Source organism: Halorubrum sp. CSM-61 (assembly GCF_003781945.1).
GTDB lineage: Archaea > Halobacteriota > Halobacteria > Halobacteriales > Haloferacaceae > Halorubrum.
In genome coordinates, this window is sequence record NZ_RJJW01000002.1 from 104,696 (window position 1) to 125,040 (window position 20,345).

The window sequence follows — 20,345 nt, forward strand, 5'->3', positions numbered from 1 at the left end:
GTACGGAACCGACCCGAAATAATTTGGTGTTAGGGTTATGCGATCCGGGTCCAAGTTGAGAGTGGGATCACGCACACGATTCCCACGGACCGCGCGCCGGATCGGCACGCCAAGGTTCCCGCGCGGTCTTTTCGAGAGGGATTCTCCTCACCGCCAGCCGCGGTCGGTGTCGTTCAGCCGCTCGCACCCGTTTTCGGTGACGACGACGAGGTCCTCGATCCGACAGCCGAACCGGCCGTCGAGGTAGATCCCCGGCTCGACCGAGACGACCATCCCCGGCTCCAGCGCCCGGTCGTTACCGGCCACGACGTACGGCTCCTCGTGCACGTCGAGCCCGACCCCGTGGCCGGTGCGGTGGACGAACGCGTCGCCGTAGCCGGCGGCTTCGATGACCTCGCGGGCCGCCCGGTCGACCGCCTCGGCGGGGACGCCCGGTTCGACCGCCTCGACCGCGGCCGCCTGCGCCTCGCGGACCGCCTCGTGGACGCGTTCGTACTCGGCCGGCGGCTCGCCGTCGAAGACCAGCGTTCGGGTCTGGTCCGAGGGGTACCCGTCGACCCGGGTGCCGAAGTCGAGCACGACGGGTTCACCCGCGCGGATCTCGCGGTCGCCGCTTCCGTGGTGGGGCTTCGCTCCGTTCGGTCCCGCGCCGACGATCGTCTCGAAGGCGGTCCCCTCGCCCCCGTGGACGGCCAATCGGTCGGCGATCCGGTCGGCGAGGTCGCGTTCGGTCATCCCGACCGCGTCCGCGCCGAGGTCGCGGAGGTCCCGGACCGTCTCGTCGGCGGCCGCCGCGGCCGCGCGCATCGCGTCCAGCTCCGCCTCGTCCTTCCGCACCCGGAGGTCGGCGAGCGCCTCGCTCGCGAGGCCCCACTCCGCGTCGGGCGCGGCGTCCCGGAGGTCCTGCGCGAACGTCGCCCACATCGTGTCGTCGACGAGGAGCCGACCCTCGCGGAGCCCGAGGTCGCCGAGGAGGTCCCGGACGGCGGCGGTCGGGTCGTCGCCGTCGGCCCACGTCCGCACCGCGCCGACGGTGGTCTCCTCCCGGACCTGCGTCTCGTAGAGGGCGGGGACGAGGAGGGTCGGCTCGGTGGCGGTGGCTCCGTCCGCGGGAGGGTCGTCCGCCGGCACGACGAGCAGGAGGTGCCGCTCGCCCGGCTCCTCGGCGAAGCCGGTGAGGTACTGGAGGTTTCGACTGGGGAAGCAGACGAGCCCGGCGGCGCCGGTCTCCCGGAGCCGCGCCGTCGCGCGCTCGCGCCGTTCTGCATGGACGTCTTCGGTCACGGTCGCAGTCGGACCGGTGGTCGTTTATAAGTAAGGATGCGTTGCGAACGAGCAGGCGGCGCATAACGATACGCGAAGCGGCGGAACGGATTCGGTATGAGCATCCAGAAGGGGTCGACGTTCGACTGCCCCGAGTGCGACGTGACCGCCCCCTCGGCGTCGGTGCCGTACGACGCCCTCGGCTACGCGGTCTGTCCGGTCTGTTCGCACGCGACGGTGCCGACGGGCGACGACGCCTGACCGGCCCGGCCCTGACCGGACGGGACCGACGCCGAACCGCTGCCGCTTTAGCCGCGCCGCGCACGCTCTCCGGTATGCCCTGGTCACTGGGACGCGAGGACGACGTGATCACCGAGTGGGAGCGCTCCGACGGCTACGCGACGGTCCGGATCCGCGAGCGCGGCGACGGCGGGTTCGTCGCCCGCCTCGACGTGATGGAGCAGGCCGACGACGAGTCGGTCTACGAGCGCGAGCGGTTCGGCGACCGCGAGGCCGCGCTCGACCGCGCGGCGGCGTGGCGCGAGGCGCACGATATCGACGACTGACTACCGGCGACGGGCGGACGCCGACTGCGGGACCCGCCGATCGACTCGTCGGCGCACGACCGAGGAGCGTGGCTTTTTATCCTCGCTCCGGGTAGGGAGCCACCATGACCGAACGAACGCGTCGGGAGTGGCTGCGGGTCATCGGTGCCGCGAGCGCCGCGGGCGCCGCGGGACTGGCCGGGTGCTCCGCCCTCGACACCGACGGGACCGGCGAAGGCGACACGCCCGGAAACGGGGGGACTGGAGACGGGAGCGACGGCGGCGACTCGGACGGAAGCGACCGCCCGACCGAAGCGCCCGACGACGGGCTGAAGACGCAGTTCCGGCAGGGGCTCCGGAACACCGGGTACATCGACGCGACGATACCGGACGCCGTCGAGGTCGCGTGGGAGCTCCCGGCCAATCGCGGCGACCACTCGGCCTCCAAGGGGAGCCCGGTGGAGGCGCCGAACGGGGCGATCGTCCTCGCCGACGACACGGGCCGAGTGCAGTCGATCGCGCCGGACGGCTCGGTGAACTGGGCGACCTCGATCAGCGACGACGACCGCGGCAGCCACGGGACGCCGGCGATCGCGGACGGGAGCCTGTACGTCGGCACCTACGACGGCGTGGTCTCGGCGCTGACGCTCGAGGACGGCGAGATCCTGTGGCAGAACAAGGTCGGCGGCTCGGCCGCCGCCAGCCCGACCTACCTCGACGGGAAACTCTACGTCGCGGTCGAGCACCCGACCCCGAGCGGGAGCGTGGTCGAGATGGACGCGGAGACCGGCGAGATCGAGTGGCGCGACGAGCGCCCCACCGACCACCCGCACTCGACCGTCGCGATCGACCGGGAACGGGGGCGCCTCATCTTCGGCTCGAACGACGGCAACTGCTACGCGTGGTCGTTCCCCGAGCTGGACCGGGAGTGGACCTACGACACGGGCGGCGAGGTGAAGCTCCCGCTCGCGATCAGCGAGGGGATCGCGGTCGTCCCCTCGTGGGCGGGGACCGTCACCGGGGTCGACGTCGAGGACGGCTCCATGCTGTGGGAGTTCGAGACCGAGGGCGGCGAGACGTCGAAGGACGAGCCCAGTCCGCTGGACACGGGCGGCGTCATGTGCGCGCCCGCGGTCCACGACGGCGAGGTGTACGTGGGGAGCCACGACGGCAACGCCTACGCCATCGACCTCCAGACCGGCGAGAAGCTGTGGTCGACCCCGACGGGCGGCTGGATCACCGGGAGCGCGGTCGCCACGAACGACCACGTGCTCGTCGGCGCGTACGACGCGAAGCTGTACGCGCTCGACCGCGACGACGGCTCGGTCACCTGGACCTCTCAGGGCCGCGGCGACGTGACCAGCGCGCCCGCGGTGACCGACGACGGGATCTACTACGCGGAGCGCGCCCCGGAGGACTCCGACGAGGCCGGGATGTGCTACAAGCTGGTCGCGAGCGAGTAGCGACGTACGACATCGCTCGGCGGCACTCGACCCCGCCGACTCACCGCTCCGGGTGGGTGGGGGCGTCGAACCCGCCGCGAACCAGCGGCTTCGCGACGTGGCGCCGGGCGCTCGGCGGGACCTCGTACCAGCCGGCCGCCAGCTCCCGCTCGATCGGCTCGTCGACTTTTCCGGGGGCGTCGGTGCCGCAGTCGCGACAGCGGTAGCCCTGGTCCCGTCCCGCCGAGGACATCGACCGCCCGCAGTCGGGGCAGGTCGGCACGGCGGGTTCCGTCTCGACGAGGTCGCGCGCGGCGAACTTCTCCAGTTTCAGCGTGGCTTTGGCCCCGTCCTCGACCCGCCGCACCTCGTGCTCGCCGCACACCGTCACCCGGTCGCCGGGGCGGAGGGCGCGCACGCGGTCGCGGAACCGGCCGGTCGGCTTGAACGCGACGCATCGGAGGCGGGGGACCCGGTCGTCGTCGGTCGCCGAGCCGTTCGGGGCGCTCGGCGCCGTCACGTCGACGTGGACGTGCCCCCCGCGTCTCGTCTCCGGCTCGCTCGCGACGACGACGTCGACGCGGTAGCCCGCGCCGTCGCGCAGGTCACCGATCGCGCCGGGCGCGAGGTGCGCGTCGGTGCCCTGATTCGTGACGAACGTCGCGGCGCGCTCGACCGGCTCGGAGGCGATCGCCGCGGCGACCTCGCGGCACGCCTCGGCGTCGTCGCCGCGGATCCCGTGGAGGATCGGGCCGGGGGCGTTCGGCACGCAGACCGCCTCGCCGGTCCCGCGGTCGACGGTGTCCCAGACGGTCGGGTACCCCCGGTCCGCGGCCGCGAAGACGCTCTCGACGTCGACGTCGCGGGGGGTGCCGCAGCGGTCCAGCTCGCGGTAGGAGATGCGCTCGACGGTCCAGTCGTCGAACGCGGCGGGGGCGCCGACCGCCGCGAGCGCGCCGATCCGGCCGCGCCCGGCGACGCTCTCCGCGTCCGTCTCCCCGCCGGACCCGAACGCCGCGTGGCGGAAGCCGTGGCCGTCGGCGAGCGCGAGGGCCTCGTCGAGCGAGAGGCGGTGCCGGAGCGCGCGGCGGGCGAAGTCGCCGACTCCGGCGGGGATCGGCGAGCCGTCGGAATCGGCCGGATCGAAGCTGCTCGCGTCGATATCGGCGACGACGACGCCGGGGGAGGTCCGGGGGTCGTCGGCCGCGGCGAACTCCCGAACGGCCTCCGCGGCGAGGTCGAAGGCCGTCTCCGCGCCGACGCCGGCGACGTGGAGCGCGACCGCGGCGTTGCCCCGGGTCTTGTGTTTCACCGCGGGGTTGAGCCGGACGAGGAGCCGGCGGCGGACGCGGCCGCCGGCCGCGTCGAGGCGCTCGGCCAGCCGCGCGCCGACGTAGGTCGTGCACATCCCGCGCTCGCGGGAGTCAGTGTCGTCGACGGCGACGATGGGCATACGCGCCCTTTCGCGCTCCCGGACAAACCGGTTTCGGGGCGGGGACGGGGCAGGGTCGGGGCGGGGACGGGGCAGAGAGAGCGGAGAAGGCCGTTAACCGGTATATAACTGCATCGGCATCCCGATCGGGAAAATCGCAAGCTGGCGGGCGTTTCGGGCGCGTACGACTGACACAACGCATATATACGGCGAGCCGCTTATCTCGACTATGTCCCGGACTGCGCTGATCGATAACGTCACCGCGATGCTGGAGGACGCGGGCTTCCTCGTCAGCGACCGGTGTGCGGTCCGGCCCAAGAGCTTCGACGTGGCTGCCCGGCGCGACGAGGACCTCGTCCTCCTGAAGATTCTCGGCAACGTCGACGCGCTCGACGCCGAGACCGGCGCGGAGATGCGCCGGCTCGGCGAGTACCTGCAGGCGACGCCGATGGTGATCGGGATCCGGACCCGCGACGAGGAGCTGAAGCCGGGGGTCGTCTACTTCCGGCACGGCGTCCCCGTGATCAACCCCGATACGGGGTACGACCTGTTCGTCGAGGGGATGCCTCCGCTCATCTACGCGGCCCCCGGCGGGCTCTACGTCAGCCTCGACGGCGATCTCCTGGCCGACGAGCGCGAGGAGCGCGGCTGGTCGCTCGGGCGGCTCGCCACCGAGCTCGGCGTCTCGCGCCGCACCGTCTCGAAGTACGAGGACGGGATGAACGCCTCCATCGAGGTGGCGATCCAGCTGGAGGAGCTGTTCAGCGAGCCGTTCTCCAGCCCGGTCGACGTGCTGGAGGGCGCCGACGACGTTCGCGACGCCGACCCAACTCCCTCGGCGCCCGAGACCGATCCCGACGACGAGCACGTCCTCCACGTGCTCACGAACGCGGGCTTCACGGTCCACCCGACCGCCCGCGCGCCGTTCAAGGCCGTCTCCGAGGACGAGGGGAGCTCCGTGGCGCGAGTGCTCACCGGTCACTCGGCGTTCACGCCGGCGGCCGAGAAGCGCGCCCGGATCATGTCCTCGATCGGCGAGGTGGCCCGGACCCGCTCGGTCTACTTCACCGAGGAGGACGAGAAGCGCGAGTCGGTCGACGGCACCGCCCTCGTCTCCTGCGAGGAGCTCGCCGGCATCTCCGATCCCGAGGAGATCCGCGAGCTCATCCGCGACCGCGCGGAGGCGCCGTCCGAGGCCTGATCGGTCCGCGACCTCGTTCGCGCTGATCCGACCGCCGAGAGCGCCGCGCTCGCTACCGGCCGAGCAGGCGACTGAAGAAGCCGCCGCTCTCCTCTTCGTCGTCCTCGTCGTCCTCCCGTGACTCCGTCTCCTCCGAGAGGGCCGTGTTCATCGTTCCCGTGTCGTCGTCGCGGAAGGGGACGCTGCCGGCGAGCTCGTCGTCCGGGTCGGGGTCCGGGTCCGGGTCTGGCTCCGGGTCTGGCTCCGGGTCCGGGTCTGGCTCCGGGTCCGGGTCTGGCTCCGGGTCCGGGTCTGGCTCCGGGTCCGGGTCTGGCTCCGGGTCCGGGTCTGGCTCCGGATCAGGATCAGGTTCCGGATCAGGATCAGGTTCCGGATCAGGATCAGGTTCCGGATCAGGATCAGGTTCCGGATCAGGATCAGGTTCCGGATCAGGATCAGGCTCCGGATCGGGCTCTCCGTCTGGTTCGGGAACGTCACTCGGCGACGGCTCCACGGGACGCTCGGTGCCCGTGGCCTCGTCGTCTCCCTCGTCGAACGTCTCCGGTTCGAGGTCCTCTTCGATCATCGATTCGAGGTCGTCGCCGTCGACGTGGCCCTCGCCGACCGTCTCGGTCTCGCCGTCGACGGCGTCGATCTCCGAGCCGATCGGGCCGTCGTCGGGGCCCGCGGACGCGTCGACCGCCGCGTCGGCTTCGGGGGGCTCGGCGGGGTCGGCCTCGGTGTCCTCGACGGGCGATTCCGCGGCGACGATGATGTCCTCCTCGTCGCCTGGCTCTCCGAGGCCCGCCCGCTCGGAGTCGGCGACGATGATGTCCTCATCCTCCAGTGAGACGTCGTTCCCCCCGGAACCGTCCGGCTCGTCCGGTTCGTCCGCTTCGTCGGATTCGTTCGATTCGTCGGTCTCGATCGGTTCGTCCGGTCCCTCCGCGTCGACCGCCACGTCGCCGGCGGCGAGTCCGAGACCGTCGATCGGCGCGCCGGTCAGCGTCCGGGTCAGGTCCCGGTACGCGCGGGTCGCCGGGGCGTCCGGGTCGAAGACGGGGAGGGGCCGCCCCGACTCCACCGCGCCCAACACCGCGTCGTCCTCGGGGATACGCCCGATCACGGGCACGTCGAGGGTTTCCGTGACCGCCTCGATCGGCGCGTCGTCCGCGGCGGTCGCGGGGTCGAGGCGGGTGATCGCGGCGCCCGCGACGGAGCCGCCGAGCCGCTCGGTCAGCTGCCGGGTCTTCTCGGTGTCGCCGAGGGCGCTTCGCTCCGCCGTGGAGACGAGGAGCGTCTCGTCCGCGATCCCGAGCGGGAGCGTGGAGTCGTGCGAGAGCCCCGCGCCCGCGTCGACGAGCACGTAGTCGGCGTCGTCGAAGGCGTCGATGACGTCGCGGAGCCCGGAGGGATCGGCCGCCGCGTACGCCTCCAGGTCCGCCGCGCCCGGGACGACGCGGAGGCCGGCGGGCCCCTCGTGGACCGCGTCGGAGGGGTCGGCCGCCCCCGCCAACACGTCGTGGAGGGTGATCCCGCCGGGGGCCACGCCCACGGCAGCCGCGAGGTTCGCCATGCCGAGGTCGGCGTCGATCGCGACGACGTCGGCGCCCGAGTCGGCCAGGAGCGTCGCCACCGCCGCGGTCGTGGTGGTCTTCCCGACCCCACCTTTCGCCGACGCGACCGCATAGACCGTTGCCATACGGAGAGGGTCCGGCGACTGGTACTTAAATGTAGGCGGCGAGGGCGCGATCCCGGCGGCGTTGCGGGTCGATCGACCGCCAGATTCGGCGGAACCGCGCGGGCACTTTCGCAAACACCTTATACGTCGCTTGTGGAGTTTCAGGCGATTAGTAGCATGGCGAGACCAGAGGTGCTCGACCGGATCAAGGAGGCTGAAACGGAGGCGGACGAGATCATCGCGGAGGCGGAATCGGACGCCGACGAGCGCCTCGCCGAGGCTCGACGACGCGCGGAGGAGATCCGCGCGGAGGCCGAGGAAGAGGCGGACTCCGAGGCCGACGACCGGCTGGCGGCGGCCCGCGAGGAGATCGAGGAGCGCCGCGAGGAGATCCTCGAATCGGGTCGTGCCGACCGCGACGAGCTCGAACGCGAGGCCCGCGACCGCGTGGACTCGGCCGTCGACTACGCCGTCGAACGGTTCGAAGAAGCGGTGAACCAACAGGCCGAGGAGGCGGTGGATGCTCAGGCCTGAGCGGATGAGCAAGGTGTCGGTGACGGGCTCGAAGCGCGTCATCGACGACGTGATCGAGGCGACGTACGAACACCACTCCCTGCACGTCACGGACTACGACGAGCGCTACGAGGGGTTCTCCCCCGGTGAGTCGCTCGACGGCGCGGAGACCGTCAACGAGAAGCTCGTCACCGTGCGCTCGCTGGAGAGCATCCTCGACGTCGAGGGCGACGAGGTCGACGGGGCCCGCCCGCTCGGCGACGAGGAGCTCGAAGCGGAGCTCGCCGAGGTGCGCGAGCGCGTCAACGATCTCAACGACCGGCGCGACGACCTGCAGGCGAAGATCCGAGACCGGGAGGAGGAGATCGATCGGATGGAGCCGTTCGCGGACCTGGGCATCGAGCTCGACCTGCTCGGCGGCTACGACTCGCTCGAAGTCGTCGTCGGCGAGGCGAAGCCGGAGGCGGTCGAGGCGACGCTCGCCGACGCGGACGGAATCTCCGCGTACGAGGTGTTCGCCGGGAGCGACGTCGTGGCGATCTTCGCTCGCCCCGCCGACGGGGCCGACGAGGGCGTCCTGCAGGACTCGCTCGTGGGCGTCGACATCGCGCTGCTCGAGGTTCCGGACGCGGACGCCAGCCCGAGCGAGTACGTCGCGGACCTGGAGCGCGAGCGCGACGTGCTCCGGAGCGACCTCGACGAGGTCGAGGAGGAGCTCGCGGCGGTGAAGGAGGAGGCGGCCGGCTTCCTCTTGCGCGCCGAAGAGCAGCTCACCATCGAGGCCGAGAAGAAGCAGGCGCCGCTCTCCTTTGCGACCACCGAGAACGCCTTCATCGCCGAGGGCTGGGTCCCGACCGAGACGTTCCCCGACCTGCAGGCGGCCGTCGCCGACGCGGTCGGTGACCACGCCGAAGTCGAGGAGCTGGAGCGCGCGTCGTTCACCCCCGACGGCGACCACCACACGGAGCCGGTCGCGGGCGACGGCGCCGCGGGCGACGCCGAGCGCGAGGCGGCGACCGACGGCGGTCACGCGGCGCACGGCGGCGACGACCCGCCAGTCGTCCAGAACAACGGGGGCGCGGCCGGTCCCTTCGAGGTGCTCGTGCGGGGCTTCGGGCGGCCGAAGTACTCGGAGTTCGACCCGACCCTCCTCGTCTTCCTCACGTTCCCGCTCATGTTCGGCTTCATGATCGGCGACGTGGGGTACGGCGTGTTGTACGCCGCGATCGGCGCCTTCCTGTACCGCAACTACGAGGGGACGTTCCGCGAGCTCGGCGCCGTCGCGCTGTGGGCCGGCGGCTTCACGATCCTGTTCGGCATCTACTTCGGGATCGACGTGTTCGGCTACCACGCCTACCAGCTGCTGCCGGGCGATATCCACTGGCCCGTCTCCGGGAAGGGCCTCTCGCCCGCCGACATCGACTGGGCGCTGTCGTTCCTCGTCGCCAGTGTGCTGTTCGGACTCGTTCACCTGAACGCGGGGCACATCCTCTCGTTCGTGAGCAACTACCAGCAGCACGACCTGAAACACGCGCTGTACGAGGGCGGCTCGTGGCTGCTGATCCTCAACGGCGCGTGGATCTGGATCTTCAGCCAGCACCTCCCCGGTCCGAAGCCCGACTTCCTGTTCGAGTCGTTCTCGATCCTCACCTTCGGGGCGGTGTCGTTCGCCGGCTTCCCGGTCGCCGTCGGGTACGCGGCCATCGCGGCCATCGTGCTCGGGGTCGTCCTGCTCGCGATCGGCGAGCCGCCGGAGCTCGCCGAGGTGCTCGCACCGATCGTCAACGTCATCTCGTACGCCCGGATCATGGCGGTGCTGCTCGCGAAGGGCGGGATGGCGCTGGCGGTGAACCTGCTGGCGTTCGGGGCGTACATCGACGAGGGCGGCGAGGGGAGCTTCCACTTCATCTTCACCTCGGATTACCTCGAGTACGTCCAGAACCACCCCGGCGACTACGAGCTGGTCTTCGCCGGGATCACGACCGCGTTCGACCCGGCCTCGATCGGCCTCGTCGGGGTCGTCGCGCTCGTGGGCGGTATCGTCGTCGCGGTCGTCGGACACGTCGTCGTCCTCGCGCTCGGGGTCACCTCCGCCGGCATTCAGGCGGTGCGTCTCGAGTACGTGGAGTTCTTCGGGAACTTCTACGAGGGCGGCGGGAACGCGTACCTGCCGTTCGGGTACGACCGGCAGTACACCGCCGACGAGGAGTAACGGTCGCGGTCCGCTCCGCGACCCGCCTCGCGGACGCAGCACGGTATCCGGATTTCGCCGCCGTTAGTCGCACTTCTCTCCCGCGTCAGGGGCGCTCTATTCGGTCGTTTTGGGAAGCTTTATGACCACTGTGGCGGCAACTAGCAACTGTTCGGAGACGAGCAACCGCAACTACTACCAATGCTTGAAGCTACCAACGAACTCGGGAACGTCGCACTGCAGGCCGGTGGAACGCTGACTGACGCCAACGCCGCGGCAGCACTCGCCGTCGGACTGGCGGCGCTCGGCGCGGGGTACGCCGAGCGGGGAATCGGTTCCGCGGCCGTCGGCGCGATGGCCGAAGACGACGATCTGTTCGTCAACGGGCTCATTCTGACGGTCCTCCCCGAGACGATTGTCATTCTCGCACTCGTCGTCGTCTTCATCGTCTGAGCGGCATCCCCTTTCCACACCAATGAGTTTGGACACTGTCGTTGAGGACGTTCGAGACGAAGCCCGCGCGCGTGCAGAGGAAATCCGTGAGGCGGCGGAGTCCGAGGCGGACGAGATCGTCGCCGAGGCGGAGGCCGATGCCGAGCGCATCCGCGAGGAGCGGCTCGCAGCGGTCGATCGACAGATCGATCAGGAGCGCGAGCAGACGCTCTCCTCGGCCAAACTCGAGGCCAAACAGGAGCGGCTCGGCGCCCGTCGCGACGTCTTGGAAGACGTCTACGACGACGTCGAGGCCGCCATCGAAGGGCTCGACGGCGACCGGCGCCGCGAGCTGACCGAGACGCTGCTCGACGCGACGCTCGCGGAGTTCGACGACGACGAGGACGTCGCCGTCTACGCCCGTGCCGAGGACGTCGAGCTCGTCGAGGAGCTCGTCGACGGCCGCAACGCCGCGGTCGACGGCGAAGTCGACTGCCTCGGCGGCGTCGTCGCGGAGAGCGACACCTCTCGCGTTCGCGTGAACAACACGTTCGACTCGATCCTGGAGTCCGTCTGGGACGACGAGTTGAAGAACATCTCGGAGCGACTGTTCGACCAATGAGCGCCGTCGGGAGCTCGAACCCAGAGTACGTCGTCGCGCGGGTTCGTGCCCGCCGCGGCAGCCTCTACGGGGACGAGGAGTACCGAAAGCTGACCCGGATGGGGCCGGCGGAGATCGCCCGGTTCATGGAGGAGTCGAGCTACGGGGAGGAGATCAACGCGCTCGGGAGCCGCCACGGCGGCGTGGACCTGATCGAGTACGCGTTGAACCGAAATCTCGCCGAGCAGTTCGACGACATCCTCGACTGGAGCGAGGGCGAGCTGTACGACCTGATCGCCCGATACCTCCGGAAGTTCGACGCCTGGAACGTGAAGACGGTTATCCGCGGCGTCTACACGGGCGCGGACCAGTCGGCCATCGAGGTCGACCTGATCCGCGCCGGCGAGTTCGACGACCGGCGGATCCGGCGGCTGCTGGAGGCCGACTCGATCGACGCCGTGATCGAGGTCCTCGAAGACACCATCTACGGGGAGCCGCTGCGAGAGGCGTACGCCGAGTACGAGGAGACGGGCGTCCTGGTGCCCCTCGAGAACGCCGTCGACCGCGCGTTCTACGAGCGGCTCCTGTCGGGGCTCGGCAACGACGAGCCGACCCGCCAGTACGAGGCGTTCCTCAGGGCGGAGGTCGACTTCCGGAACGCGATCAACGCCCTCCGGCTCGCCCGGTCGGGCGCGGACATCGACCCCGCGGCGTACTTCATCGAGGGCGGCGAGCTGTTCACCCGCGGGTCGCTCGCGCGGCTGGCGCGGAACCTCGACGAGCTCGTGGAGTACATCGCCGACAGCCAGTACGGCGAGGAGCTCGGCCCCGCGCTGCGCGAGCTCGAGGAGGCGGACAGCCTCATCGCGTTCGAGCACGCGACCGACGCCGCCCTGCTGGCGTACGGCGACCGGCTCGGCACGATCCACCCGGTGTCGGTGACGCCGATCATCTCCTACATCCTCGCGAAGGAGCGGGAAGTGGAGAACATCCGGGCGATCGCCCGCGGGAAGGAGGCCGGGCTGTCGGCCGAGGAGATCGAATCGGAGCTGGTGATAACATGAGCCAGGAGATCGCCGTCGTCGGGAGCCCCGAGTTCACGACCGGATTCAGGCTCGCCGGCGTGCGGAAGTTCGAGAACGTACCGGACGACGAGAAGGACGAGCGGCTCGACGACGCCGTCGAACGGACCCTCGGCGACGAGGACACCGGCATCATCGTGATGCACGACGACGACCTCGACCACCTCTCGCGGGGGACCCGCGAGTCGGTGGAGGGGAGCATCGAGCCCGTGCTCGTGACGCTCGGCGGGTCCGGCGCCGGCAGCGGCGGGCTGCGCGACCAGATCAAACGAGCCATCGGGATCGACCTGATGGAGGAGGACGACTAATATGAGCAAAGCAGAATCCACGGAGACCACCCCGAGCGAAGACGGTGTTATCCAAAGCGTGAGCGGTCCGGTCGTGAGCGCCCGCGATCTCGACGCCCGCATGAACGACGTCGTCTACGTCGGCGACGAAGGCCTCATGGGGGAAGTGATCGAGATCGAAGGCGACATCACGACCATTCAGGTGTACGAGGAGACCTCCGGGGTCGCCCCCGGTGAACCCGTCGAGAACACGGGCGAGCCGCTGTCGGTCGACCTTGGTCCGGGCATGCTGGACGCCATCTACGACGGCGTACAGCGCCCCCTGGACGTGCTGGAGGGCAAGATGGGCAGTCCGTACCTCGACCGCGGGGTCGACGCGCCCGGTATCGACCTCGAGAAGGAGTGGGAGTTCGAGCCCGCCGTCGAGGTCGGCGACGAGGTCGGCCGCGGCGACGTGGTCGGCGTCGTCGAGGAGACGGTCACCATCGACCACAAGGTGATGGTGCCGCCGGACGCCCTCGAAGAGGACGAGACCACCGAGGTCACCGCGATCGAGGCGGGCTCGTTCGACGTCACCGAGACGGTGGCCGAGCTCGCCAACGGGACTGAGGTCTCGATGCACCAGGAGTGGCCCGTCCGCGAGGCGCGCCCCTCCGCGAACAAGAAGACGCCCCGGACGCCGCTGGTGTCCGGCCAGCGCATCCTCGACGGCCTGTTCCCCATCGCGAAGGGCGGGACGGCCGCGATTCCCGGGCCGTTCGGCTCCGGGAAGACGGTCACCCAGCACCAGCTCGCGAAGTACGCCGACGCGGACATCATCGTCTACGTCGGCTGCGGCGAGCGCGGCAACGAGATGACCGAGGTCATCGAGGACTTCCCCGAGCTGGAGGACCCGGCCAACGGCAACCCGCTGATGGCCCGGACCTCGCTCATCGCGAACACCTCGAACATGCCCGTCGCGGCGCGTGAGTCCTGCATTTACACGGGGATCACGATCGCCGAGTACTACCGCGACATGGGGTACGACGTGGCGCTGATGGCCGACTCCACCTCGCGGTGGGCGGAGGCCATGCGCGAGATCTCCTCCCGGCTGGAGGAGATGCCCGGCGAGGAGGGGTACCCCGCGTACCTCGCCGCCCGGCTCGCGCAGTTCTACGAGCGCGCCGGCTACTTCGAGAACGTCAACGGGACGGAGGGATCCGTCTCGGCGATCGGCGCGGTGTCGCCGCCCGGCGGCGACTTCTCCGAGCCGGTCACCCAGAACACGCTGCGAATCGTGAAGACGTTCTGGGCGCTCGACGCGGACCTGGCGGAGCGCCGCCACTTCCCGTCGATCAACTGGAACGAGTCGTACTCGCTGTACAAGGATCAGCTCGACCCGTGGTTCGAAGACGAGGTCGCCGACGACTGGTCCGAGAAGCGCCAGTGGGCGGTCGACGTGCTCGACGAGGAGACCGAGCTACAGGAGATCGTCCAGCTCGTCGGGAAGGACGCCCTCCCCGACGACCAGCAGCTCACCCTCGAGGTCGCCCGCTACCTGCGCGAGGCGTACCTCCAGCAGAACGCGTTCCACCCGGTGGACACGTACTGTCCGCCGGAGAAGACGTACCTCATGCTGACGACGATCGAGACGTTCAACGACGAGGCGTTCGACGCGCTCGAAGCGGGCGTGCCCGTCGAGGAGATCGTCGACACGGAGGCCGCCCCCCGGATCAACCGGATCGGCGTCCAGGAGGACTACGAGGAGTACGTCGAGGAGCTCAAAGCGGACATCGCCGAGGAACTCCGGAGCCTCTACTAACATGAAAGAGTATCAGACCATCACCGAGATCAGCGGTCCCCTCGTGTACGCCGAGGTCGACGAGGCCATCGGCTACGACGAGATCGTCGAGATCGAGACGGCACAGGGGGAGACGCTGCGCGGACAGGTGCTCGAATCCTCGGAGGGCGTCGTCGCCATCCAGGTGTTCGAGGGCACCTCCGGTATCGACCAGAACGCGTCCGTCCGCTTCCTGGGCGAGACGATGAAGATGCCCGTCACCGAGGACCTCCTCGGGCGGGTGCTCGACGGCTCCGGCCGCCCGATCGACGACGGCCCGGAGATCGTCCCCGAGGAGCGACAGGACATCGTCGGCGCGGCGATCAACCCGTACTCCCGGGAGTACCCCGAGGAGTTCATCGAGACGGGCGTCTCCGCCATCGACGGGATGAACACGCTCGTCCGCGGCCAGAAGCTGCCGATCTTCTCCAGCTCCGGCCAGCCGCACAGCGAACTGGCGATGCAGATCGCCCGGCAGGCCAGCGTGCCTGAGGAAGAGGAGGGCGACGACGAGGAGGGCTCCGAGTTCGCCGTCATCTTCGGCGCGATGGGGATCACCCAGGAGGAGGCAAACGAGTTCATGGAGGACTTCGAGCGCACCGGCGCGCTGGAGCGCTCCGTCGTCTTCATGAACCTCGCGGACGACCCCGCCGTCGAGCGGACGGTCACCCCGCGGATGGTGCTCACTACGGCCGAGTACCTCGCCTTCGAGAAGGACTACCACGTCCTCGTCATCCTGACGGACATGACCAACTACTGCGAGGCGCTCCGTGAGATCGGGGCGGCCCGCGAGGAGGTCCCGGGGCGACGCGGCTACCCCGGATACATGTACACCGACCTGGCGCAGCTGTACGAGCGCGCCGGGCGGATCCAGGGTCGTGAGGGGTCGGTCACCCAGATCCCGATCCTCACGATGCCGGGCGACGACGACACCCACCCGATCCCGGACCTGACCGGGTACATCACGGAGGGACAGATCTACGTCGACCCCGACCTGAACAGTCAGGGCCTGCAGCCGCCGATCAACGTCCTCCCCAGCCTGTCGCGGCTGATGGACGACGGGATCGGCGAGGGCCTCACCCGAGAGGACCACGCCGACGTGAAAGACCAGATGTTCGCGGCGTACGCGGAGGGCGAGGACCTGCGCGACCTCGTGAACATCGTCGGTCGCGAGGCGCTGTCGGAGCTCGACAACAAGTACCTCGACTTCGCGGACGCCTTCGAGTCGGAGTTCGTCGACCAGGGCTTCGACCAGAACCGCGACATCGAGGAGACGCTCGAGATCGGCTGGGACCTGCTCTCGATGCTCCCGAAGGACGCCCTCAACCGGATCGACGAGGAGTTCATCGAGGAGTACTACCGCGAGGACGACTCCGAGCGCGAAGTTGTCGAAGCGGCCGACTGATCCGGCTTCTCCCTCTACTACTCTTCGCACACCACCACCGCGAGCGGTCGCGCCGAGCGACTGCGTCGCTCACGGCTCGCTTCCCGCCTCGCCGCTCACACCTCGTCGACCGAGTCGTCGCCGTCGGCGAGATCGATCACGTTCTCGCGACCGATCCGGAGCTTCTCGACCTCGTCGGCGTCGGCCATCCGCGAGAGCACGCGCGAGGTCTTCGACTTCGACCAGCCGAGTTCGTCGACGATCGCAGACTGTTTCATCCGGCCGTCGCGTTCGCGGAGGGCGCGCCTGACTCGGTCTTCGTCGGTGAGGAGGCCGGGGTCGATCGCGTCGGGCTCGTCGGGAGAGCCGGGTTCGGCGGCGGCTTCGTGGCCGGCTCGGGTGACGGGAGCGGCTCGCGAGTCCTTCCCGTTCGCCGCCGCCACGCCGGCGTCCGACCCGGCTCCGCCGCCGTTCTCAGTGTCGCCGTTGCGGCCTGCGGCGTCGGGGCTCCTCCCGTGATCGGCCTCCGCGTCGTCGGCCCCGAGCCGACCGGTCCGCACGCCGTACGCGACGAGCGCGGCCGCCGTGACGAGGGCGAGCGCGAGAGCGGCGAGGAGGACCGCGTTTCCGGCGCCGCCCGAGTCAGAACCCGTGTCCGCGCCGTCGGTGCCGGCGTCGCTGCCACCTCCCGTCGCCGTCGGCGCGGCGCGGACGCTCGGCTGGTCCTCGGCGAAGTCCTCGCGACCGCGCCACTCGACCGTGCCGTCGCCGGCGTCGTCGGGTTCCGGAGCGACCGACTCGATCGCGTACCCGTCCGGCGCCGAGAGGGCCAGCGCGTCGTCGTCGTCGATGAAGAATCCGCCGGCGAAAACGTCGCCGGCGACCACCGCGTCGCCGTCGACCGCGGCGAAGCCGGTCCACGTGAACCGGAACGTGACGACGCCCCAGCGGCGGGGGACCTCTTGGATCCCGGTCTCCGCCTGGAAGTCGATCGCGCGCATCTCGCGGTCCGACGAGTCGTTCGCGGACGAAACGACGCCGGACATCCGCTCGGAGAAGGGGTCGAGGTAGCGACTGGTGTTCGATCGGAACCGATCTTGGAACCGCTCGTACTCCGCGACGTCGGAGTCGTTTTCGAGGCGGGTCCGGAGGGTGATCTCCCACGTCGCCGATCCGTCGGCAGCCAGATCGATCCGCGTGATCGTGTTGTCCGGGGCGGGCTGGTCGTCCGTCTGCGGGACCGCGGCGGACTGCGCGCCCGCGGGAGCGGCGAACCCGACGGCCGCCAGACAGCAGGCGACGGCGAGGAGGAGGGCGGCGATCGAGCCGGTCGTCCGACCGCGTCGTCTCATTGGTGTACGGTTCTCGGCCGTCCGCTTAAACCCACAGATCGTCTCGCAGCGGCGCCGAGAAACGCGATGCAAATCGGTGCAACGATCGGTCATCGAGGCGGAACACGGCGAAACCGCGCGCAACCGATCGCCACGGTCGGCCCGGTATATGGGGGTGGCGCTCGTCGGCGTATCCGTCATGTACGGCACACGAATCCTGACGGTCCTCCTGGCGCTGGGGCTCATCGCGGGCTCCGTGCCGGGCGGCGCGCTCGGCGCGACCGGCGCCGCCGACGCGGCGGATATCGGCTCGCCCGACGGTGCGGCCGAGCGCCTCGACGCGTCGACCGTCTCGGCACAGGCGGACGACGGAAACGCGAACGAGAGCGAAGACGACGGGAACACCTCACGAGCGACTGTCGGACAGCAGCTCGCGACGATCATCTCCGTCACCGACGACGAGGTGTCGAGCGACGTGGAGGCCTCGTCGCTCGACGCGGCGCTTGAGAACGCGAACGAGTCCGAGCGCGCGGAGGTCCTCGCGGAGCGGTCCGCGGCGCTCCGCGAGCGCGCCGACGAGGTCGTCACCGATCAGCGCGAGGCCCGCGTCGCCTACGAGGACGGCGAGATGGCCCGCGGCGAGTTCGCACAGCGGCTCGCCGTCCTCGCCGGGCAGGCCCGGACGGTCGATCGGGGCTTCGAGCGGGTCGCGGACGGCGCCGACGACACCTCCGGGATCGAGCTCCGGGCGGCCGGCTACGATCGGAGCGCGAACGCGGACGCCAGAGAGCGACTCACTCGCGTGACGGGAACCGGCGCGAGCGCACTGCTCGCGCAGTACACCGGCGAGCGCGCCGGCGAGTTCTCGCTGGACGTCGACGGGGGCGTCTCCATCGAGGTCGAGAGCGACGACGGCGAACGATCTCGCGAGATCGAGCGCGAACAGCCCGGAAACGGCACCTTCGAGGTGAGCCAGAGCGAGGCGCTCACGGCCGCCACGGAGCAGCTGTCGGCCGACGGCGACGGCGAGTGGACGCTTCGGTCCGCCGACCGCGACGGGGACGACGGCTACTACGAGTTCGAGTTCGCCTTCTTCGGCCCGGAGACGACCGGCGAGGCAGAGGTGAGCGTCGACGGCCAGACCGGCGAGGTGTTCGAGTTCGAGGAGGAGCTCGAACCGCGTGAGCGGGACGACGAGGGCGACGACGGCGACGAGACTCCCCTCTCGATCTCGATCGTCGACGGCACGGCCGAGCCGGGTGCGACGGTGACGCTCCGCGTGACCGCCGCCGGCGAGCCCGTCGAGAATGCGACGGTCGAACTGGACGACCAGGACGCCGGGACGACCGACGCGGACGGGCAGATCGCGGTGACGCTGCCCGACGACGACGAGGTCGACATCGAGGTCGAAGACGGCGACCGCGAGGGCGAACTGGAGATCGCGCTCGGCGCGGACGACGACCGTGACGAGGACGACGATCTCGACGAGCGGCTCTCCGCGGACGGCTCGATCGACAACGGGACCGTCACGGTCTCGGTGACCTACGACGGCGAGGGCGTCTCCGACGCGACCGTCTACGCCGAAGGCGAGCGCGTGGGGACGACCGACGCGGACGGTTCGATGTCCTTCGCCGCGCCCGACATCGACGACGAGCTGGAGGTCACCGTGGTGAAGGGGGCGTTCGAGGTCGAACTCGAGTTCGAGGTCGGATCGGACGGAGCCCTCACGCTCACCGACGCGGACGCCGACGAGCGTGATGCGGACGACCGCGACGCCGAGGACGACGCTGACGATGTCGACGACGGGGAACTCTCCGTCGCCGTCGTCTCCGGCGACCCCGCTCCCGGTGCGACGGTGACGGTCGAAGTGACCGACGCCGACGCTGAGCCCGTCGAGGGCGCGAGCGTCGAGGTCGAAGGCGAGTCCGTCGGAACGACCGACGCGGACGGGCGGATCGCGGTGACGCTGCCCGGCGACAACGACGAGGCCGAGATCGAGGTCGAAGACGGCGACCGCGACGGCGAACTCGAGATCGAGTTCGATGCGGGCGACGACGCCGACGACGCCGATGACGCTGACGATGCCGACGACGCTGACGACGCTGACGACGATGTTGACGATGACGGCGATGATGACGATGACGCCGACGACGCCGACGACGACGATGCTGACGATGACGACGACGATGACGACGACGATGACGACGATGACGAGGAGGACGACGAGTGATCCGTTCCCGCGGTCGGATAGTCACCGTCGCCGCCGCTGTCGCGTCGGTCGCAGTGATCGGTGCGTTCCTCGCACCGGGGGTCGCGGCGCTCGACGGTCCGGAGACGGAGCCGGCGGTCGAGGAGGGGTCGTCGTTCGTCGTCGCGCTCGACGCGGACGGCGACGCGACGGTCGCGCTCGTGTTAACGTACGACCTCGCTGACGCCGACGACGAGGCGGCGTTCGAGGAGTTGCGGGAGCGCCCCGAGAACGTCACGGCCCGGTTCGACGACCGCATGACGCGGATCGCCGAGCGGACCGCGACCCAGACGGGACGAGAGATGAGCGTCTCCGACGTGCGGACCGAGGTCGAGTCGACGGACGGGACCGGCGTCGTTCGCCTCTCGGCCTCGTGGTCGAACCTCGCCGCGGTCGACGGCGACCGGCTGGTCGTGAGCGAGCCGTTCGAGAGCGCGTTCCGGCCGGACCGCCCGTTCGTACTCGTCGCACCCGACGGGTACGCGCTGGCCGACGCGACGGTCGAGGCGGACGCAACGGCCTCGCCGGACGAGACTGGCGCCGCGAGCGCCGAGTGGAGTCCCGGCACGGATCTGTCCGGGTTCTCTGCCACGCTCGCGCCCGCGGAGTCCGGAGGCGTCACCGACGGCTCGCTGCCGACTCCGCTGGCTCCAACGCTGGCCCTCCTAGCGGTCGGCCTCCTCGGATATGCCGGCTGGCGACGGACGTAGCTGGAGTCGGCTGTACGAATCGCGCGGATCTGTCCCCACGGATCGCAACGGGTCCCACCGGGTCACGACCCCGCCGCCCCCACCGGACCCGAACGGGGGACCGCCATCTCGACGCCGACCGTCGGGAGCGATCGCCCGCCGCTGTCAGAGGCACTCGATCCCTCGCCTTTTTTCGTTCGTTCGACCCCGCACGTTTTGGTCGTC

General features: G+C 70.3%; 18 protein-coding genes. 14 read left to right on the top strand and 4 right to left on the bottom strand.

The features are described 5' to 3' along the window. Nucleotides 1-147 precede the first annotated feature (147 nt). The gene (locus EDM04_RS03685; protein ID WP_123619808.1) at nucleotides 148-1,284 is read right to left on the bottom strand and encodes a Xaa-Pro peptidase family protein; all 1,137 of its coding nucleotides are present in this window, start codon (nucleotides 1,282-1,284) and stop codon (nucleotides 148-150) included. 96 nt (nucleotides 1,285-1,380) lie between these two features. Between EDM04_RS03685 and EDM04_RS18410 the strand changes: the two genes are divergently transcribed. The 3 genes from EDM04_RS18410 to EDM04_RS03695 all read left to right on the top strand — a co-directional run bounded on the left by EDM04_RS18410 (nucleotide 1,381) and on the right by EDM04_RS03695 (nucleotide 3,271). Continuing rightward, entirely contained in the window at nucleotides 1,381-1,524 is a 144-nt protein-coding gene (locus tag EDM04_RS18410; RefSeq protein WP_164471078.1) for a hypothetical protein, read from the top strand. A 74-nt stretch (nucleotides 1,525-1,598) separates the two neighbouring features. Then, a complete protein-coding gene (locus tag EDM04_RS03690; protein ID WP_123619809.1) occupies nucleotides 1,599-1,829 on the top strand; it encodes a hypothetical protein in 231 nt (76 codons plus the stop codon). A gap of 104 nt (nucleotides 1,830-1,933) precedes the next feature. Further along, nucleotides 1,934-3,271, top strand: coding sequence for a PQQ-binding-like beta-propeller repeat protein (locus tag EDM04_RS03695; protein WP_123619810.1), 1,338 nt, complete (start codon nucleotides 1,934-1,936; stop codon nucleotides 3,269-3,271). Nucleotides 3,272-3,311: 40 nt separating this feature from the next. Here the strand turns inward: EDM04_RS03695 and EDM04_RS03700 are convergent, their stop codons facing one another. Further along, entirely contained in the window at nucleotides 3,312-4,703 is a 1,392-nt protein-coding gene (locus EDM04_RS03700; RefSeq protein WP_123619811.1) for a tRNA(Ile)(2)-agmatinylcytidine synthase, read from the bottom strand. A gap of 208 nt (nucleotides 4,704-4,911) precedes the next feature. Between EDM04_RS03700 and EDM04_RS03705 the strand changes: the two genes are divergently transcribed. After that, on the top strand, nucleotides 4,912-5,883 hold the full coding sequence (locus tag EDM04_RS03705) for a transcriptional regulator (protein WP_123619812.1): 972 nt from the start codon (nucleotides 4,912-4,914) through the stop codon (nucleotides 5,881-5,883). 52 nt (nucleotides 5,884-5,935) lie between these two features. Here the strand turns inward: EDM04_RS03705 and EDM04_RS03710 are convergent, their stop codons facing one another. Beyond that, nucleotides 5,936-7,564 carry a P-loop NTPase gene (locus EDM04_RS03710; RefSeq protein WP_123619813.1) on the bottom strand — a complete coding sequence of 543 codons (1,629 nt, stop codon included), beginning with the start codon at nucleotides 7,562-7,564 and terminating at the stop codon, nucleotides 5,936-5,938. A 156-nt stretch (nucleotides 7,565-7,720) separates the two neighbouring features. Between EDM04_RS03710 and ahaH the strand changes: the two genes are divergently transcribed. From ahaH to EDM04_RS03750, 8 genes are all read left to right on the top strand, one after another. Then, nucleotides 7,721-8,077 (top strand): ATP synthase archaeal subunit H, encoded by a 357-nt coding sequence (gene ahaH, locus EDM04_RS03715; RefSeq protein ID WP_123619814.1) that lies wholly within the window; start codon nucleotides 7,721-7,723, stop codon nucleotides 8,075-8,077. 4 nt (nucleotides 8,078-8,081) lie between these two features. Further along, entirely contained in the window at nucleotides 8,082-10,268 is a 2,187-nt protein-coding gene (locus tag EDM04_RS03720) for a V-type ATP synthase subunit I (RefSeq protein ID WP_123620170.1), read from the top strand. A gap of 180 nt (nucleotides 10,269-10,448) precedes the next feature. Beyond that, nucleotides 10,449-10,700 (top strand): hypothetical protein, encoded by a 252-nt coding sequence (locus EDM04_RS03725; RefSeq protein ID WP_004049078.1) that lies wholly within the window; start codon nucleotides 10,449-10,451, stop codon nucleotides 10,698-10,700. A 22-nt stretch (nucleotides 10,701-10,722) separates the two neighbouring features. Beyond that, nucleotides 10,723-11,301 carry a V-type ATP synthase subunit E gene (locus EDM04_RS03730; protein ID WP_123619815.1) on the top strand — a complete coding sequence of 193 codons (579 nt, stop codon included), beginning with the start codon at nucleotides 10,723-10,725 and terminating at the stop codon, nucleotides 11,299-11,301. Beyond that, nucleotides 11,298-12,344, top strand: coding sequence for a V-type ATP synthase subunit C (locus EDM04_RS03735; RefSeq protein WP_123619816.1), 1,047 nt, complete (start codon nucleotides 11,298-11,300; stop codon nucleotides 12,342-12,344). The genes EDM04_RS03730 and EDM04_RS03735 overlap by 4 nt, the downstream gene beginning before the upstream one ends. Beyond that, a complete protein-coding gene (locus tag EDM04_RS03740) occupies nucleotides 12,341-12,670 on the top strand; it encodes a V-type ATP synthase subunit F (RefSeq protein ID WP_008848854.1) in 330 nt (109 codons plus the stop codon). The genes EDM04_RS03735 and EDM04_RS03740 overlap by 4 nt, the downstream gene beginning before the upstream one ends. 1 nt (nucleotide 12,671) lies before the next feature. Further along, entirely contained in the window at nucleotides 12,672-14,450 is a 1,779-nt protein-coding gene (locus tag EDM04_RS03745; protein ID WP_123619817.1) for an ATP synthase subunit A, read from the top strand. Between the two features lies 1 nt (nucleotide 14,451). After that, nucleotides 14,452-15,873 carry a V-type ATP synthase subunit B gene (locus tag EDM04_RS03750; RefSeq protein WP_123619818.1) on the top strand — a complete coding sequence of 474 codons (1,422 nt, stop codon included), beginning with the start codon at nucleotides 14,452-14,454 and terminating at the stop codon, nucleotides 15,871-15,873. Between the two features lie 95 nt (nucleotides 15,874-15,968). Here EDM04_RS03750 and EDM04_RS03755 read toward each other — a convergent pair whose 3' ends face one another. After that, nucleotides 15,969-17,204 (bottom strand): hypothetical protein, encoded by a 1,236-nt coding sequence (locus tag EDM04_RS03755; protein WP_123619819.1) that lies wholly within the window; start codon nucleotides 17,202-17,204, stop codon nucleotides 15,969-15,971. A gap of 178 nt (nucleotides 17,205-17,382) precedes the next feature. Here EDM04_RS03755 and EDM04_RS03760 point away from each other — a divergent pair, with 178 nt between their 5' ends. After that, complete coding sequence (locus tag EDM04_RS03760; protein ID WP_123619820.1) at nucleotides 17,383-19,413, top strand: hypothetical protein; 2,031 nt, start codon at nucleotides 17,383-17,385, stop codon at nucleotides 19,411-19,413. Beyond that, nucleotides 19,410-20,141, top strand: coding sequence for a hypothetical protein (locus EDM04_RS03765; RefSeq protein WP_123619821.1), 732 nt, complete (start codon nucleotides 19,410-19,412; stop codon nucleotides 20,139-20,141). Before EDM04_RS03760 ends, EDM04_RS03765 begins: the two co-directional genes overlap by 4 nt. The last annotated feature ends 204 nt before the right edge of the window (nucleotides 20,142-20,345 follow it).

Bases quoted from the DNA above. Each gene is read 5' to 3' on its own strand.
- EDM04_RS03730 (WP_123619815.1), top strand. From the start codon at position 10,723: ATGAGTTTGGACACTGTCGTTGAGGACGTTCGAGACGAAGCCCGCGCG.
- EDM04_RS03755 (WP_123619819.1), bottom strand. From the start codon at position 17,204: ATGAGACGACGCGGTCGGACGACCGGCTCGATCGCCGCCCTCCTCCTC.
- ahaH (WP_123619814.1), top strand. From the start codon at position 7,721: ATGGCGAGACCAGAGGTGCTCGACCGGATCAAGGAGGCTGAAACGGAG.
- EDM04_RS03710 (WP_123619813.1), bottom strand. From the start codon at position 7,564: ATGGCAACGGTCTATGCGGTCGCGTCGGCGAAAGGTGGGGTCGGGAAG.
- EDM04_RS03720 (WP_123620170.1), top strand. From the start codon at position 8,082: ATGAGCAAGGTGTCGGTGACGGGCTCGAAGCGCGTCATCGACGACGTG.
- EDM04_RS03690 (WP_123619809.1), top strand. From the start codon at position 1,599: ATGCCCTGGTCACTGGGACGCGAGGACGACGTGATCACCGAGTGGGAG.
- EDM04_RS03695 (WP_123619810.1), top strand. From the start codon at position 1,934: ATGACCGAACGAACGCGTCGGGAGTGGCTGCGGGTCATCGGTGCCGCG.
- EDM04_RS03735 (WP_123619816.1), top strand. From the start codon at position 11,298: ATGAGCGCCGTCGGGAGCTCGAACCCAGAGTACGTCGTCGCGCGGGTT.
- EDM04_RS03760 (WP_123619820.1), top strand. From the start codon at position 17,383: ATGTACGGCACACGAATCCTGACGGTCCTCCTGGCGCTGGGGCTCATC.
- EDM04_RS03750 (WP_123619818.1), top strand. From the start codon at position 14,452: ATGAAAGAGTATCAGACCATCACCGAGATCAGCGGTCCCCTCGTGTAC.
- EDM04_RS03740 (WP_008848854.1), top strand. From the start codon at position 12,341: ATGAGCCAGGAGATCGCCGTCGTCGGGAGCCCCGAGTTCACGACCGGA.
- EDM04_RS03700 (WP_123619811.1), bottom strand. From the start codon at position 4,703: ATGCCCATCGTCGCCGTCGACGACACTGACTCCCGCGAGCGCGGGATG.
- EDM04_RS03745 (WP_123619817.1), top strand. From the start codon at position 12,672: ATGAGCAAAGCAGAATCCACGGAGACCACCCCGAGCGAAGACGGTGTT.
- EDM04_RS18410 (WP_164471078.1), top strand. From the start codon at position 1,381: ATGAGCATCCAGAAGGGGTCGACGTTCGACTGCCCCGAGTGCGACGTG.
- EDM04_RS03705 (WP_123619812.1), top strand. From the start codon at position 4,912: ATGTCCCGGACTGCGCTGATCGATAACGTCACCGCGATGCTGGAGGAC.
- EDM04_RS03725 (WP_004049078.1), top strand. From the start codon at position 10,449: ATGCTTGAAGCTACCAACGAACTCGGGAACGTCGCACTGCAGGCCGGT.